Origin of the sequence: Penaeicola halotolerans (genome assembly GCF_016464625.1) — a bacterium.
Classification (GTDB): domain Bacteria; phylum Bacteroidota; class Bacteroidia; order Cytophagales; family Cyclobacteriaceae; genus Penaeicola; species Penaeicola halotolerans.
Map to the genome: position 1 here is coordinate 58837 of NZ_JAEAGO010000004.1, position 14692 is coordinate 73528.

Below are 14692 nucleotides of genomic sequence, written 5' to 3' on the forward strand. Positions count from 1 at the left end.
AACCCACCTTCCTTCCCAACATTTCCATCACTGGCTAGCTAGTTTATTGATTGATAACGTCAATAGTCTTTAAAAATCCATAGTATTAGACTATGACTATCAGTGATCGAAAATATCGATTGTCAAGAAAAAAGAATTCAAGCTACTTTTGTATTTCAATGAGCTTAATGCATTTATCATTAAACCCTTTAGCTATGAAAAAATTACTACTCTGGAGTATCTTGTTGTCTGTTGGAATAGTTTTGCCTGCCTGTCAGCAAGGTGCTGAGCAAGACGCTCAGGCGGATTCCTACTCTGGCGCTACTAAGAAGAGCCAGTCTAATCAGGCGGTCGCTAGCAATCTCGGTTGGTGGCCTAATCAGTTGAACTTAAGCATCCTCAGACAAAATTCTGAGTTGTCTAACCCGATGGATCCTGACTTCAACTATATCGAGGAATTCAAGAAACTCGATTATGAAGCTTTAAAAAATGACATCAGAGCCTTGATGACAGACTCACAGGACTGGTGGCCAGCAGACTTTGGTCACTATGGAGGTCTGTTTATCCGTATGGCTTGGCACAGTGCGGGTACTTACCGCTCAGGTGATGGTCGTGGCGGTTCACGCTCAGGCATGCAGCGTTTTGCTCCGCTCAATAGCTGGCCAGACAATGCCAATCTAGATAAAGCAAGACGTCTACTATGGCCTATTAAGCAGAAGTATGGCAACAAAATCTCTTGGGCTGACCTCATGGTGCTTACTGGAAACGTAGCCCTAGAGTCTATGGGCTTCCAGACTTTCGGTTTTGCTGGAGGTAGAGAAGATGTTTATGAACCAGAGATTGATGTGTACTGGGGATCAGAGGAAGAGTTTCTTAGTGATGAGAAGCGCTACTCAGGTGATCGTGAGTTAGAGCAGCCGCTTGCAGCAGTACAGATGGGTTTGATCTATGTCAATCCAGAGGGACCAAATGGCAATCCAGATCCACTTCTCGCTGCCAAAGATATCAGAGAGACTTTTGGTAGAATGGGAATGAACGATGAAGAGACTGTAGCCTTGATCGCTGGTGGGCACACACTAGGAAAGACGCATGGTGCTGGTCCAGCTTCTCATGTAGGTCCTGAGCCAGAGGCAGCAGGTATCGAAGAGCAAGGTTTCGGATGGAAGAGTGATTACAAATCAGGTAAGGGAGCAGATGCGATCACTTCTGGACTTGAAGTGACTTGGACGTCTACACCAGCTAAATGGAGTCATGACTACTTGACTTTCCTATTCAAATATGAGTGGGAATTGACAAAGAGCCCTGCTGGGGCACATCAGTGGGTAGCCAAAGATGCAGATAAGATCATCCCAGATGCTTTTGACAAAGACAAGAAGCACCCACCATACATGTTGACGACTGATCTTTCTTTGAGATATGATCCAGCTTATGAGAAAGTTTCTAGGAAGTTTTTAGAAGATCCAGCATCATTCAATGAGGCCTTTGCGCGTGCTTGGTTTAAGTTGACACACAGGGACATGGGTCCTAAAACAACGTACCTAGGACCTGAGGCACCTAAGGAAGATTTGATTTGGCAAGATCCTATCCCTGCGGTGAATCACCCACTGGTCAATGCTCAGGATATCGCTAGCTTAAAGTCTAGCATCTTAAACTCAGGCTTGACGATCTCTGAGATGGTCAGCACTGCTTGGGCTTCTGCTTCTACTTACAGACATTCTGATAGAAGAGGCGGTGCCAATGGCGCAAGGATCAGATTGGCTCCTCAGAAAGACTGGGAAGTGAATAATCCTGCGCAATTAAAGAAAGTATTGGCTGCTTTAGAGAAAATCCAAAAGGATTTCAATGCTAAAGGTGCCAAGAAGATCTCTATGGCGGACTTGATCGTACTAGCTGGTACAGCAGGCGTGGAGAAAGCAGCTGCCAATGCAGGTCACAAAGTAACGGTGCCATTCACACCAGGTCGTATGGATGCCCTACAGGAGCAAACAGATGTGGAGTCATTTGGCCTACTAGAGCCTATGGCGGATGGTTTTAGAAACTACCTCAAGAAGCAGTATACGGTATCTACAGAAGAATTGCTAGTAGATAAAGCACAGTTGCTGAGATTGACTGCGCCAGAGATGACAGTACTGGTAGGAGGTATGCGTGCACTAGGCACCAACTATGATGGTTCTAAGCATGGGGTATTTAGCGATCAAAAAGACATGTTGACCAATGACTTCTTTGTCAACTTGCTAGACATGAGCACTGAGTGGAAAGCCATTGATGATACCAAGGAGAAATTTGAAGGAAGAGATAGAAAAACTGGTGCTGTGAAGTATACAGCGACCCGTGCAGACTTGATCTTCGGTTCAAACTCTGAGTTGAGAGCTTTGGCTGAAGTCTATGGTAGCAGTGATGCCAAAGACAAGTTTGTCAAAGACTTCGTAGCTGCTTGGACCAAAGTGATGAACCTAGACAGATTTGACTTGACGCACAAGTAAGTCGAAAGCTAAGTGATATATGATAAGAAAGACCAGTTAATCGCTGGTCTTTCTTCGTTTTGAGAGGCATTATTTTTTGCTCTCTGAGATATTAGGCATCTTTAAGGATATGGATTATCAGCAAGTCATAGAGGAAGTATATGAGGAGGTCAATGCACTTCAGCTCAAAGGAAAAGTCGCTAGCTACATCCCTGAGCTATCAAGTGTAGATCCCAATCAATTTGGGATAGCTATCGTAGATCTAGCGGGCAATGTCTATGGGGTGGGAGATTATCAGAAGCCCTTTTCTATCCAGAGTATCTCCAAGGTTTTCACCCTGACGATGGTTTTTCATAAGTTTAAGACCAAGCTCTGGTCAAGGGTCAATGTCGAGCCGAGTGGTAATCCCTTCAATTCTATTGCGCAATTAGAGTATGAAAAAGGCATTCCCAGAAATCCATTTATCAATGCAGGTGCGCTAGTGATCACAGATGCATTGACGACCAAGTATGCACAGCCTACCACAGAGATTTTAAGCTTTATCAATGAGCTCTCAGGAAAGACCTGTGTGGAGATCAATGAGGTCATCAAAAACTCTGAGATGAAGCATGCTGATCGAAATACGGCTTTAGCTTATTTTTTGAAAGCCTACAAAAACTTTGATAATGATATCGCAGAAGTATTAGATGTGTATTTTGCTCACTGTGCGATGGAGATGAGTTGTGTGGATTTGGCGAGGGCTTTTAGCTTCTTGGCCAATGATGGGTATTCTATTTTTGCACAGCGAGAGATCATTTCAGAGAGTTATGCACGTAGGATCAATGCCCTGATGCTTACTTGTGGTTTTTATGATGAGTCAGGTGAGTTTGCCTTCAGAGTGGGTCTTCCTGGCAAAAGTGGTGTTGGAGGCGGGATAGCAGCCGTAATGCCGCATAAGTTTAGTGTGGCCGTATGGAGTCCAGAGCTCAATGAAAAGGGCAATTCTGTGAAAGCCATTAAAGCCTTGGAATTGCTGACCGATAAATTATCCTTTTCTCTTTTTTAAAATCTTTTGTCATAAAAAAAGGGCTTCCATCACTGAAAGCCCCTAGGGTTTATTGGTCTGTCTTTTTGATGAAATCTATGATGCCTCGGTGATAGGTATCTGCATCATCCCACATAGCCATGTGACTTCCATCAGGACAGTGCAGATAAGTGCCATTTTGTACTTGAGTAGACATCCACTCCATGTGCTTAGGATCCATGGTGTCATGCGCACCGCCTATGGTAAGGGTCGGGATAGTGATTTTGGGCAAGTCAGCCTTGCGATCCCATTGAGCCAGGGTCCCACCGATGCCAAATTCACTTGGTCCTTGCATGTAGACATAAAGTTGAGAGTTGACATTGCTGAGTGAGTTCATGACAGGCTCAGGCCATTCATCCACGGGTATTCTGAGGACATGCTTAGGATAGTAGTGCTCCATGAGCAGCTCCATATAGCGTGGATTGTCAAAGTCAGCATCTGCCTCTATCGCCCTGACTTCTTGCAGGACTGCTTGGTCAAATTGAGGCGCAAGCACTTCCTCGGCATATTTTCCATAATCGATGCAGCTGGCCATCATATTGCTGATGATGAGTCCTTTCATCTTATCTTGATGCTGTAGTGCATATTCTAGTGCGAGGATACCTCCCCATGAGTGGCCTAGTAGGTAGAAGTTGTCTTGGTCTAGCTTGAGTGCTTGACGGACTTGTTCTACTTCTGCTACAAATCTAGGGATGTTCCAAAAAGTAGTATCGGCAGGATTGTCTGACTTACCAGAGCCTAACTGATCATAGTAGATAAATTCGATATTTTCCTCTGGAAAGTATTCTTCAAAACTGCGAAAATATTCGTGCGTATTGCCAGGCCCGCCATGGAGTAATAGCAGTCTTTTGGTAGGATTGTCACCATTGCGCTGAGTCCATACTTTGTATTTGCCGCCATTGGCTTCGATTTCGATGTATTTTTCTTCCTGTGTCCAAGTGTCTGTTGCTGCTTCCTGACTTTCAGGAGCTGGACTACTACAAGCAAAGATGAGGCTGAGTGAAAGTAAGCTGATCCATTTTTTCATAGTTGTTGGGTTTATTTGGTCAAATTCACCTATCAATTTACATAATTTAGCTCAAAATCAAGCGATCAAGACATCGACAACTTTTTCTCCAGCAGCCTTATAGTTTCCTATGAGGTAAGCGGGACTTTGTTCTATTTGCATGAGTGTTTCAAAGGCTGCTTGCTGTGCTGGATCTATGGCTACTAGTAGCCCACCACTGGTTTGTGGATCGCAGAGATGCACAAGCTCCATTCCATTGACTCCACTTGTTTTGGGGCTGTAGGCATTCCAGTTTCGGTAGGTATTGTCTGGGAAAATGAACTGATCTATGTATGATTGCACACCCTTAATGAGCGGAATATCTTTGAAGTGAAGGTCTGCGGAGAGACCTGCGCCTTCACATGTTTCGATCAAGTGACCTAACAGTCCAAAGCCCGTCACATCTGTCATGGCATGTACGAAATCTTGCTGCCCAAGATGCTGCCCGATGCTATTGAGTTGACAAGCGGTATTGACCATTTCTTGATAATCTTCTGGATTTATTTTTCCTCTTTTGAGTGCTGTTGCGAGTACGCCAATACCTATTTTTTTAGTGAGATAAATAAGGTCTCCTTCCTGAGCAGTGCTGTTACTTTTGATGTTTTGCGGATGTATGGTGCCACAGACAGATAGCCCAAAAATGGGGTCTTTAGCTGCTATGCTATGACCACCTGCTATGGTGACTCCTGCTTGCTGACAAATACTTTTAGCGCCTTCCAGTACTTTGGCAGCTAGGGCAGGAGCGAGTTTTTCTACTGGCCAACTAAGTACTGCATTGGCAAATATAGGTACACCACCCATGGCATAGACGTCAGAGAGGGCATTGGCAGCAGCTATGCGACCAAAGTCATAAGGATCATCTACTATAGGGGTAAAAAAGTCCACCGTATTGATCATAGCTAGATCAGGGCTGAGTTGATAGACAGCCGCATCATCTTTTTGATGATTGCCTACTAGTAGGTTGGCATCAGGTCTTTGCCATGTTTGACTGCCTGAGAGGATTTCTTCTAGGATGGCTGGGGCTATCTTGCAGCCACAGCCTGAGCCTTCACTGAATTGGGTGAGTTTTATTGCTTCATTTTCCATAGTTTTTCTTTTAATTGGATGAGCTCAAGACAGATGTCATTTTGTTCTAGTCCCTCAGCCTCTAATTGGTGACATTGTTTGCTATCTCTTTTGGTCAAGTCATGTGCATAGTTGCTATCATAATAAACCAAAAGGTTCTTGATCCAATCGCTATGTCTATCTTCTCTAATAGCCGCGATAGCCTCCTCCATTCTTTGTATTCCCAATTTCTTTTTGATGCGTATCACCGCAGCGATAAGTTCATCTTTTGGTAGGTGCGCATACTCTTTGGTGATCTGATTGATTCTTTCGTCTAGACTTCTTTGAAGCTCAATCAGAGGAGCGCTGAGCATATGGTCATAGAATTCATTGGGAAGTACTACCATGCCGATCAATCGACTTTCATTTTCTACCCACGTAGGTTGCTGAGGGTCTAGTGTGAGGATTTGTTCTGCGAGTAGGTTTTCAAATTGCTCCACACTAGGAGGACTTGGCATACCGATGCCCCCAAAAGCAGAGCCTTTGTGATGAGCCAAACCTTCCAGATCAATGACTTGCTCTCCTTGGTTAGCAAGTCTTTGAAGGATTACGGTTTTGGCAGCACCTGTTTTTCCACCTAAGACGAGTAGAGAAATTGGCTTTCGTACGAGTTCATAAGTGTAGGTTCTATAAGTTTTATAGCCGCCTTTGAGTCTATAAACTTCAAATCCAGCCATGGTCAATAGCCAAGAAAGGATCTGACTTCTCATGCCACCGCGCCAGCAGTAGATCAGTACTCTCTTTGCTGGGATCAGCTTAAGTGCTTCTTTGATGATGGTATGAAATCTGGGGCCTACGAGTTCGAAACCTTTGAGTACAGCACTTTCATTGCCTTCCTGTTTGTATAGTGTGCCGACTACTATCCTTTCTTCATCATTTAAAATAGGGAGGTTAAGCGCTTCTGGGATGTGATTTTGTGCAAACTCACCCTCACTTCTAGCATCCAGCATAGGGATACTGTGTCTGAGTTTTAGAAATTCTTCGAGTGATATGAGTTTCTCCGCCATGTTTACCCGACCATCAGGTGTGCTTTAGGATATTGATATTTATTAGAAATCACCCTGCTGCTAAAAACTAGGGCAAAAGTCAATGTACCTACCCTTCCAAGAAACATAGAGACAATGATAATCACCTGACTAATCTCCGAAAGCTCGGCAGTGATTCCGGTACTCAAACCAACGGTGGCGAAAGCCGATATTTGTTCAAACATGAGTTCGATCAAAGGAATATCAGGCTCCGTAATTGTCAGCATAAAAACTGCCAAGGTATTTAGAAAGGCAGCAAATACAAAGACTGATAAAGCTTTAAAAAGTATCTCTGTTGGAATTTCTCTATTGCCAATTTCTACTCGACTTTTTCCTCGAATAGCGGCTAGCGTAGAGGCTAGCATGAGGTAAAAAGTACTGGTCTTGATCCCACCACCTACTGAGCCAGAAGATGCTCCAATGAACATTAAGAACATCATTAATATCAAAGTAGGTATAGCCATAGCACCAATGTCCACTGTATTAAAACCAGCACTTCGTGTAATACCTGACTGGAAAAAGGCAGTGATACCACTTTCTAAGAAATTGAGATTGACCAAGGTATTGTCCTTTTCTAAAAACCAGATGCCAAGTGTACCGATGAGTAAAAGTGCTGCTGAAGTATAAACCGCTATTTTAGTATTGATCTGCCAATCAAGCCAAGGCTTGTGTAGTCTTTCTCGCAATTTTTGAGGAGAAAAAAGATCCTGCATGACATGGAAACCAAGACCACCAGCAATCACTCCAAAAACCACTACTAAGTGAAGCATATAAGATGTATTGACACCTGTTTCATACAGACCGTTGCTAAACAGGCTAAAGCCAGCATTGCAAAAGCCAGAGATAGAATGAAATACTGAGAAATAGACCTTTTGTTTCCAACTAGTAAAAGATACCTCTGGACTCCATGTGAGATAAATACCGATCGCACAAAGAGCTTCGATCAAGATGGTAATGTTGATGATCTGCTTGAGGAGATTTCTCGCATCAAAAAGTGACTCGGAGCTTAGGAAGTTTTGAATCATCGACTGATGTCTCAGCCCTACACCCTTTGAGACAAACTTGGCAAAAAAGGTAGCGAAAGATACTATACCGAGACCGCCTATTTGTATCAGCAGCAGAATGACTATTTGGCCTTTAAAGGTGAAATAAGTAGCCGTGTCTACTACGATGAGTCCTGTCACACAAGTGGCTGATGTCGCTGTAAATAGTGCAGAAAGCCAAGGCATGCCTTCTTCACTGTATGTCATGGCAGGCATCATCAGTAGTCCTGTGCCAATGAGTATGATGATCAGAAAACTCAGTACAAAGATCGTTGGAGGAGTAAGTTTGAGTGCTGAGAGTAATGTGCTGGCTTTGACAAATTCATATAGTAAGATCACTACCAGCGTGATCAGGATCGAGTTGGTAAAGAAAAACCGATAATCAGCAATATTGAGCTGATTGGCAATGCCTTTCAGTATGCTGATATCAAATCCAAAACTCAAAATTACCTCTGTCAAAATGATGATGGCTAGCCAGATTTCAAATTTATGATTGAGGTAAAAGTTTTTGCGCTGGAAGCTATAAAACCAGCGAATGAAAACATTGATCACAGAGAAGCCAATCAAAAATCGAATCAAAATGTAGAGTTGATCGAGACGATCACCTTTGGGTTCAAATCCAAAAAGGTAAATCAAAATGCTAAATGCCAAAATAGCGACCACACCCCTCAAGCTTACGATTACGCGTTCTACTTTAGGCTTACTATTGTAGAGTAGTAGGTTGAGCTGAGACTTGATTTTGGAGGTGAGCTTTCTCATAGGTCAAACTTTAGTGATACCTATTACTTTTTCATGCACCATTTTAGGTGTGATTTGCTCTAGACAGGCAAGGTCACCTCTCCAGCAAGGTTTATTGCCAAAGATCGAGCAAGGCCTGCAAGCTAACTCGGCTGTGGAAATCTCAACGATATGTCGCCTATTATCTCCTAATGGGCCAAATCCAGCATCTGTGTGTGTAGCTCCCCAAATAGACACTACTGGAGTGCCTACTAGAGTAGCCATGTGCATATTAGAAGAATCCATCGCAACCATCACGTCTAGCCTAGACATGAATGTGAGTTCATCTTTGAGCGAAAGCTTGCCAGCTAAGATGTGTACTTGCGGTAATTTCTCGGCTAATTGGCTTAATGCTTCTACTTCTCCTTTTCCTCCAAATAGAAAAATCTGAGCATTTTTAGAAGCTTCTTTGATCCATTGTTTGGCATGATGAGATGGCCACATTTTGCCAGCATGCATGGCAAAAGGAGCGAAACCTATCCAAGTGGAGTTTTTATTATGAAGTTCTAGCGCAGCTAATAAGTTTTCAATTTCTGTGCTTGGCTTAGCCTTAATCCATGGGCCATTTGTTAGGCTCTTTACTTTCAGTCCAGCAGCTTCAAACACTTTTAGGTAACGCTCTGTGCTATGAGGGAGCTGTTTTCTTACCTTTCTCTCTTTAGAGACCAGATTTTTTTTCTCTTTTCTCCCTTTGTCTATACGATAAGTAGGTATACCGGACATCCTAGCAAAAGCACCCATCAGCCAAGATCGCATGACGCTATGCAGGTCTATGACCACGTCTATTTTACGCTTTTTCGAGATTTCGCGATAAAGTTTATAGATGCCTTTGGGACCTTTATGAGTAGTCTTCAGTTGTGCTGGAAAAAAATGCAGCCTTTCTATTCCTTCGAAAAAAGGCGCTAAAAAGGCTGCTGAGACGAATGTGATCTCAATGTCTGGATTTTGTGCTAGTACTTCTTTGACAACAGGGACTGTCAGCGCGACATCTCCCATGGCAGAAAATCTAATGACCAGCAGGTGCTTCATGTTATTTCTTTTGCGCGTAAAGCACTGGGTTTAGCGAAGGGTCATTATACATTTTCATCTGTCTGTATACCTTCATTACTCTATTGCCAGCTTCTATATCTTCTATGAGTTGTGCGATCGAAGTCAGCATGTCTTGCTTTTGCTCTAGCAGGATGTTGAGTTTGAAAGCACATTTGTTTTGATGCTCAGCAGAGGCATCTTTTCGCTCTGCTTCTTCACGCATGTGGTATATCTTAAGTGCTAAGATAGATAGCCTGTCGATTGCCCATGCTAAGCTTTCTGTATTGAGTCTTGCATCAGCTTTTGGGGTGATTCTTTTGAAATCCGCCAAAAAGAAATCATCGATTTGCTCTACCATATCGGTGCGCTCTTGATTGGAGCTGTCGATTCTACGTTTGATAGCTAGTGCTCCTACTGGATCGATTTTCGGGTCTCTGATGATATCCTCTAAGTGCCACTGAACAGTATCTATCCAGTTTTTGTGATAGAGTAGTGCTTCCAGACTACCTGCTTTATGAGGATTCTGTATGGAAGTGTCTACATCATTTTTGATATGATAATCAGCGATACTTTGATCGAATATTTCAAATGCCTTGTGAACAGAAAACATACTTACTTTAACTTAGATAAAACATTTTTGATTCTTTTGATCGCTTCTACTAGCTCATCATCTGAGGCAGCAAAAGAGAGTCTGATACAATCTGGCGCTCCAAAAGCCGCGCCAGTTACCAGCGATACGTAAGCGTTATTTAAAATATAAAGGCATAAATCATCTGCGTCTTTTACAGTGAATGAGCCATCAGATTTACCGAAATAACTACTCACATCTGGGAAAGAATAAAATGCGCCTTCTGGTGTATTGACTTTAAATCCTGGGATCTCTCTCAGCAAACCAATCACTAGGTCTCTTCTTCTGAGATAGGCCTCTGCCATTTTTTTAGTGTCAGTTTGGTCTCCTTTGAGTCCTGCTAGTGCGGCTCTCTGGGCGATGGTATTACCACCAGAGGTGAATTGTCCTTGGATTTTTTCACAGGCCTTGGCGATCCAAAGTGGCGCACAGATGTAGCCCACTCTCCAGCCCGTCATGGCATAACCTTTACTGAATCCATTGACGGTGATGGTACGCTCAAACATACCCTCTAGAGAAGCCATGCTGACATGCGCTCCACTGAAGTTGATATGCTCATAGATCTCATCGGCTATCACGAAGATGTCATCTCGTTGCTTGACGATTTTAGCGATGGCTTCCAGCTCTGCTTTGTTGAACACAGACCCAGTAGGATTACATGGGGAGGAATAGATGATCGCCTTAGTCTTAGGCGTGATGGCGGCTTGAAGTTGTGCTGCCGTTGCTTTGAAGTCATTTTCTATCGTGCCTTCGATGAGTACAGGTACTCCCTCAGCTAGCTTGATGATCTCTGCATAGCTGACCCAGTATGGAGAGAAAACGATAACTTCCTCGCCTGGATTGAGTAAACTCATGAACACATTGGCGATAGAATGCTTGGCGCCCGTAGATACGACTATATTTTCAGCTTTAGCGGCTGTGATGTGATTGTCTTTTTGGAGTTTTTCTGCGATTGCTTCTCTGAAGTCTTGGTAGCCAGCCACAGGAGGGTATGAAAACCATTTACCCTCATCAATAGCCTTTTTGGCAGCTTCTTGGATGTAGCTTGGTGTTTTGAAGTCGGGTTCGCCTAGACTGAGACTGATGATGTCCACTCCTTGGGCTTTTAGCTCACGTGCTTTTTTGGCCATCGCTAGTGTAGCCGACTCTTCCATTTTATTGATTCTATCAGAAAGCAATTCGTTCATAGATGCGTGTATTTTTGAAGTGGTCAAAAATAATTATTAAAGTCAGCAAGTACCAATAAATTGAAGAAAATAGCTAGCGTGGATTTTGCTTTCAAAAGATTTATTCAATATTTGAGTGATGCTTTCCGTTTAAAAATTGAGAATCAAAAACAGGTGATGAGTAGGTATTTTATGCTTTTATGTTTTCTGACTGTTTCCCTGTCTGTAGTAGCGCAGACAGAAGAGGAGAAGTCTTCTAAACAAGGAGAGGTGACCAATACGACTCTCAATGAACCTCCTGATCTGCTCATGGAAGAGGAGAAAGAGGAAGAGGAGGCAGCGCCTAAGAAGATCAAGAAGAATTTTTACTTTGGTGAAAAGACCAAAAAGGGATACACTAAGAATTTCTCTAATGGTAAAGAAGTCCTTTTGCTTTTCAATTTTGTGAAAGATGAACACCCGATAGATCCTTATGTGCGGGATATTTACTGGATGGATTTCAAAGAGGGTGAAGTAAAAATCAGTCGAGATATTCAGCCATGGGGTCGACTGCTGCATGGGCCGTATCAACTCATAATAGACGATGTGGTGATAGAGGAAGGGATGTTCTACTATGGTACTAAGCATGGTCGCTGGATGACTTACAATGCCAATGATATCTTGGTCGACAAGACCATCTACTATCGTGGCTGGCCGAGAGGTTCTGAGATCAGCTACTATGCAGGAAATAAAATGAAAGAGCTGATCCCAATAGAGTATGGGGAGAAAGAGGGTAATTATTTTTATTTCTATGAAAATGGGCAAATAGCAGTCTCTGGAATGTATGAGTTTGGAGAGAAAATAGGTGTTTGGACCGAGTATTATAGAAGCAGTTCGGGTAGACTTTTTCGCAAAAAGCAAATACAATATCAAGAAGAAGCTTTCACGAGGGGATTTAAACCCTATGTACTCTTAGAGTGGGATAGTGATGGGCGTATCATTTATGATGCAACTAAAAAATCCAATCAATAGACATCTTCAAAATGCATGATTTCAAATTTGCTGCTGTTTTTGACGATGGCGATGATGTCAAATCGGATATTTCCTTGCCAGTTGACTTGAAAGATATAAGCTTCTGCGGTTTTTTTGATGAGGTTGAGTTGAGATTTACTCACAAACTTTTCTGGTTGACCAAAATAGGTGTTAGACCTTAATTTGACTTCAGAAAAGATCAACCAATTACCTTTTTTGAAGATAAGGTCTATCTCTCCTTTTCTGTATCGAAAGTTTTTATAGACCAACTCATACCCTCTATTAAGATAGTGTTGGATTGCGATGTTTTCCCCTTCTTCTCCTAATATTTGCTGTGTAGCCATCAGATATTTGGTAAATTGCAACGCTGAATGACTCATGAATTTCGGCAAAAGCCTATAACTATACAAATGAGCTGGAACGAAGTGCCTGCTAGCGCATGTTCTTAGCTTTAACAAAAGGATAAAAGTGAATCTACTTATCAATAAAAAAGTCATTTTCAAAGATCTAGGTTTGATCGATTATCAAGAGGCGTGGGACTATCAAGAATCACTTTTTGCAGAGACTGTCAAACTTAAAATTGCCAATAGAAATGCAGCAAATGATGCGCAGAGTCCTACTGCCAATTACATGCTTTTCTGCCAACACCCACATGTATTTACCCTTGGGAAGAGTGGCTCTCCAGAGCACCTACTCTTAGATGAAGCAGGATTGAAGCAGCATCAAGCCACCTTCTATAAGATCAATAGAGGCGGGGACATTACCTATCATGGGCCGGGTCAGTTGGTGGGATATCCTTTGCTGGATTTAGACAATTTCTTCACGGACATTCACAAGTATCTTCGTTTTTTAGAAGAGGCGATTATTCTCACTTTGGCAGAGTATGGGATCGCTGCTGGTCGGATAGAGGGACTCACTGGCGTATGGATAGACCATATTGAGCAAAAAAATCCGCGTAAAATATGTGCCATGGGAGTCAAGTCTAGCAGATGGGTGACGATGCATGGCTTTGCACTGAATGTCAATGCTGATATCAGTTATTTTGGGCATATCATTCCTTGTGGGATTCCAGATAAGGCAGTCACTTCAATGCACTTAGAGCTTGGTAGGCCATTGGATATGCTGGAAGTACAACATAAGGTAAGCCACCACCTTGCTTCACTATTTGAGATGGAAGTCATCAAAGAAGCTTAATATGAAAAAGGACATAGAATTTCACCCAGTCACTGGGATCAAGTTAGCTATAGCTAAAAGTAGAAACAAGGCAGGCATCGAAGAGTGGAATGTCTACATCATCAACAGGAATTTAATAGAGTTAGAGACTGTCTTGATCACCTCCAAAGGCTATGGTCAGATCGCAGGAGAGGAGAAAAAAACCTCTACGCTAAGGCATTGTATTCAGAAACTTGAATCAGAAAGTTATGCCATTGTGGAGCCTATAGATCCTGCTGTTTTTCAGTTGACTAATGAGTTTTGGGTGAGCTATTACATCCTAGATCAGATATTTGACAAGAAGTTTGTCTTCGTACCAGGTGCGATAGAGCCTAGTAATTTGGTGAAGATACCAGAACTCGGGCTAGAGGGCATTCTCCATAGCTAAATCAAATTATTTCTGTATCTTAAGGCATGTTTCAACTCAAGGATACTAAGAATATTCTCTTTTTAGACATAGAGACCATCTCGGCAGTTAGGGAGTTTAGTGAACTGAGTCCTGAGATGCAGCAGCACTGGCAGCGTAAGAGTTCTTTTATGAGATCTAGTGAAGCTAAAACACCTGAAACATGGTATAATGAGCGGGCAGCGATCTATGCAGAATTTGGTCAGGTGGTGGTAGTCGGTGTGGGTTTTTTGACAGCAGTAGATGAAGCATGGCAGCTGCGTGTAAAAGCCTACTCAGGAAGTGATGAAAAGCAGTTATTGGAAGAGGTTGCGGGCTTGCTGCGAACAAGAGATTGGAAGCTTTGCGCACATAATGGAAAGGAGTTTGATTTTCCGTATCTGTGCAGAAGAATGCTCATAAATGGGATTACTTTACCCGATGTGCTTCATATTTCTGGACGCAAGCCATGGGAGATCTCTCACATTGATACCATGGAGCTTTGGAAATTTGGAGACTACAAACACTACACTTCTTTAGATCTTTTAGCCCAACTTTTTCAGATTCCGTCCAGCAAGTCTGATATAGATGGTAGTCAAGTAGGACATACTTACTATCAAGAGGGTGATCTACCAAAAATCATCGATTATTGCTTAGAAGATGTCATGGTGACCGCTAAGGTCTACTTGAGTTTGCAGGGCTACACAGATCATGCGAGCATCGAGATCATCAAGGTAGATTAAATTCACAATTATATCACGAG

Annotated in this window: 14 protein-coding genes; 6 read left to right on the forward strand and 8 right to left on the reverse strand. The window is 42.6% G+C overall.

Features of this window, described 5'->3' with window-relative positions; genetic code table 11:
- The first annotated feature begins 194 nt into the window (after positions 1-194).
- Together katG and I5349_RS11005 are read left to right on the forward strand one after the other, a co-directional pair.
- Complete coding sequence (katG, locus tag I5349_RS11000; protein ID WP_226390822.1) at positions 195-2462, forward strand: catalase/peroxidase HPI; 2268 nt, start codon at positions 195-197, stop codon at positions 2460-2462.
- Positions 2463-2571: 109 nt separating this feature from the next.
- A complete protein-coding gene (locus tag I5349_RS11005; RefSeq protein ID WP_226390823.1) occupies positions 2572-3486 on the forward strand; it encodes a glutaminase in 915 nt (304 codons plus the stop codon).
- A gap of 49 nt (positions 3487-3535) precedes the next feature.
- Here I5349_RS11005 and I5349_RS11010 read toward each other — a convergent pair whose 3' ends face one another.
- From I5349_RS11010 to I5349_RS11040, 7 genes are read right to left on the reverse strand one after another with little or no spacing between them, the layout of a single operon-like run.
- Entirely contained in the window at positions 3536-4531 is a 996-nt protein-coding gene (locus I5349_RS11010) for a proline iminopeptidase-family hydrolase (RefSeq protein WP_226390824.1), read from the reverse strand.
- A gap of 57 nt (positions 4532-4588) precedes the next feature.
- A complete protein-coding gene (gene selD, locus I5349_RS11015) occupies positions 4589-5635 on the reverse strand; it encodes a selenide, water dikinase SelD (RefSeq protein ID WP_226390825.1) in 1047 nt (348 codons plus the stop codon).
- Positions 5617-6660, reverse strand: coding sequence for a tRNA 2-selenouridine(34) synthase MnmH (gene mnmH / locus I5349_RS11020; protein WP_226390826.1), 1044 nt, complete (start codon positions 6658-6660; stop codon positions 5617-5619). Before mnmH ends, selD begins: the two co-directional genes overlap by 19 nt.
- A 2-nt stretch (positions 6661-6662) precedes the next feature.
- On the reverse strand, positions 6663-8480 hold the full coding sequence (locus I5349_RS11025; RefSeq protein WP_226390827.1) for a TrkH family potassium uptake protein: 1818 nt from the start codon (positions 8478-8480) through the stop codon (positions 6663-6665).
- Positions 8481-8483: 3 nt separating this feature from the next.
- Positions 8484-9527 (reverse strand): glycosyltransferase family 9 protein, encoded by a 1044-nt coding sequence (locus tag I5349_RS11030; protein ID WP_226390828.1) that lies wholly within the window; start codon positions 9525-9527, stop codon positions 8484-8486.
- Position 9528: 1 nt separating this feature from the next.
- The gene (locus I5349_RS11035) at positions 9529-10137 is read right to left on the reverse strand and encodes a DUF4254 domain-containing protein (protein ID WP_226390829.1); all 609 of its coding nucleotides are present in this window, start codon (positions 10135-10137) and stop codon (positions 9529-9531) included.
- Positions 10138-10139: 2 nt separating this feature from the next.
- Complete coding sequence (locus tag I5349_RS11040; protein WP_226390830.1) at positions 10140-11342, reverse strand: pyridoxal phosphate-dependent aminotransferase; 1203 nt, start codon at positions 11340-11342, stop codon at positions 10140-10142.
- A 156-nt stretch (positions 11343-11498) separates the two neighbouring features.
- Here I5349_RS11040 and I5349_RS11045 point away from each other — a divergent pair, with 156 nt between their 5' ends.
- Positions 11499-12332: a toxin-antitoxin system YwqK family antitoxin gene (locus I5349_RS11045; protein ID WP_226390831.1), complete on the forward strand. Its 834-nt coding sequence runs from the start codon at positions 11499-11501 to the stop codon at positions 12330-12332.
- Here the strand turns inward: I5349_RS11045 and I5349_RS11050 are convergent.
- Complete coding sequence (locus I5349_RS11050; RefSeq protein WP_226390832.1) at positions 12326-12712, reverse strand: YraN family protein; 387 nt, start codon at positions 12710-12712, stop codon at positions 12326-12328. The genes I5349_RS11045 and I5349_RS11050 overlap by 7 nt on opposite strands.
- A gap of 88 nt (positions 12713-12800) precedes the next feature.
- On the opposite strand from I5349_RS11050, the gene lipB reads away from it, so the two are divergent.
- From lipB to I5349_RS11065, 3 genes are read left to right on the forward strand one after another with little or no spacing between them, the layout of a single operon-like run.
- The gene (gene lipB, locus I5349_RS11055; RefSeq protein WP_226390833.1) at positions 12801-13526 is read left to right on the forward strand and encodes a lipoyl(octanoyl) transferase LipB; all 726 of its coding nucleotides are present in this window, start codon (positions 12801-12803) and stop codon (positions 13524-13526) included.
- Between the two features lies 1 nt (position 13527).
- On the forward strand, positions 13528-13932 hold the full coding sequence (locus I5349_RS11060; protein ID WP_226390834.1) for a hypothetical protein: 405 nt from the start codon (positions 13528-13530) through the stop codon (positions 13930-13932).
- A 26-nt stretch (positions 13933-13958) separates the two neighbouring features.
- On the forward strand, positions 13959-14672 hold the full coding sequence (locus I5349_RS11065; RefSeq protein WP_226390835.1) for a 3'-5' exonuclease: 714 nt from the start codon (positions 13959-13961) through the stop codon (positions 14670-14672).
- The last annotated feature ends 20 nt before the right edge of the window (positions 14673-14692 follow it).

What these genes read in the sequence shown, in the direction of transcription:
- katG (WP_226390822.1), top strand. Translation starts at nt 195, where the DNA reads ATGAAAAAATTACTACTCTGGAGTATCTTGTTGTCTGTTGGAATAGTT.
- I5349_RS11005 (WP_226390823.1), top strand. Translation starts at nt 2,572, where the DNA reads ATGGATTATCAGCAAGTCATAGAGGAAGTATATGAGGAGGTCAATGCA.
- I5349_RS11010 (WP_226390824.1), bottom strand. Translation starts at nt 4,531, where the DNA reads ATGAAAAAATGGATCAGCTTACTTTCACTCAGCCTCATCTTTGCTTGT.
- selD (WP_226390825.1), bottom strand. Translation starts at nt 5,635, where the DNA reads ATGGAAAATGAAGCAATAAAACTCACCCAATTCAGTGAAGGCTCAGGC.
- mnmH (WP_226390826.1), bottom strand. Translation starts at nt 6,660, where the DNA reads ATGGCGGAGAAACTCATATCACTCGAAGAATTTCTAAAACTCAGACAC.
- I5349_RS11025 (WP_226390827.1), bottom strand. Translation starts at nt 8,480, where the DNA reads ATGAGAAAGCTCACCTCCAAAATCAAGTCTCAGCTCAACCTACTACTC.
- I5349_RS11030 (WP_226390828.1), bottom strand. Translation starts at nt 9,527, where the DNA reads ATGAAGCACCTGCTGGTCATTAGATTTTCTGCCATGGGAGATGTCGCG.
- I5349_RS11035 (WP_226390829.1), bottom strand. Translation starts at nt 10,137, where the DNA reads ATGTTTTCTGTTCACAAGGCATTTGAAATATTCGATCAAAGTATCGCT.
- I5349_RS11040 (WP_226390830.1), bottom strand. Translation starts at nt 11,342, where the DNA reads ATGAACGAATTGCTTTCTGATAGAATCAATAAAATGGAAGAGTCGGCT.
- I5349_RS11045 (WP_226390831.1), top strand. Translation starts at nt 11,499, where the DNA reads ATGAGTAGGTATTTTATGCTTTTATGTTTTCTGACTGTTTCCCTGTCT.
- I5349_RS11050 (WP_226390832.1), bottom strand. Translation starts at nt 12,712, where the DNA reads ATGAGTCATTCAGCGTTGCAATTTACCAAATATCTGATGGCTACACAG.
- I5349_RS11060 (WP_226390834.1), top strand. Translation starts at nt 13,528, where the DNA reads ATGAAAAAGGACATAGAATTTCACCCAGTCACTGGGATCAAGTTAGCT.
- I5349_RS11065 (WP_226390835.1), top strand. Translation starts at nt 13,959, where the DNA reads ATGTTTCAACTCAAGGATACTAAGAATATTCTCTTTTTAGACATAGAG.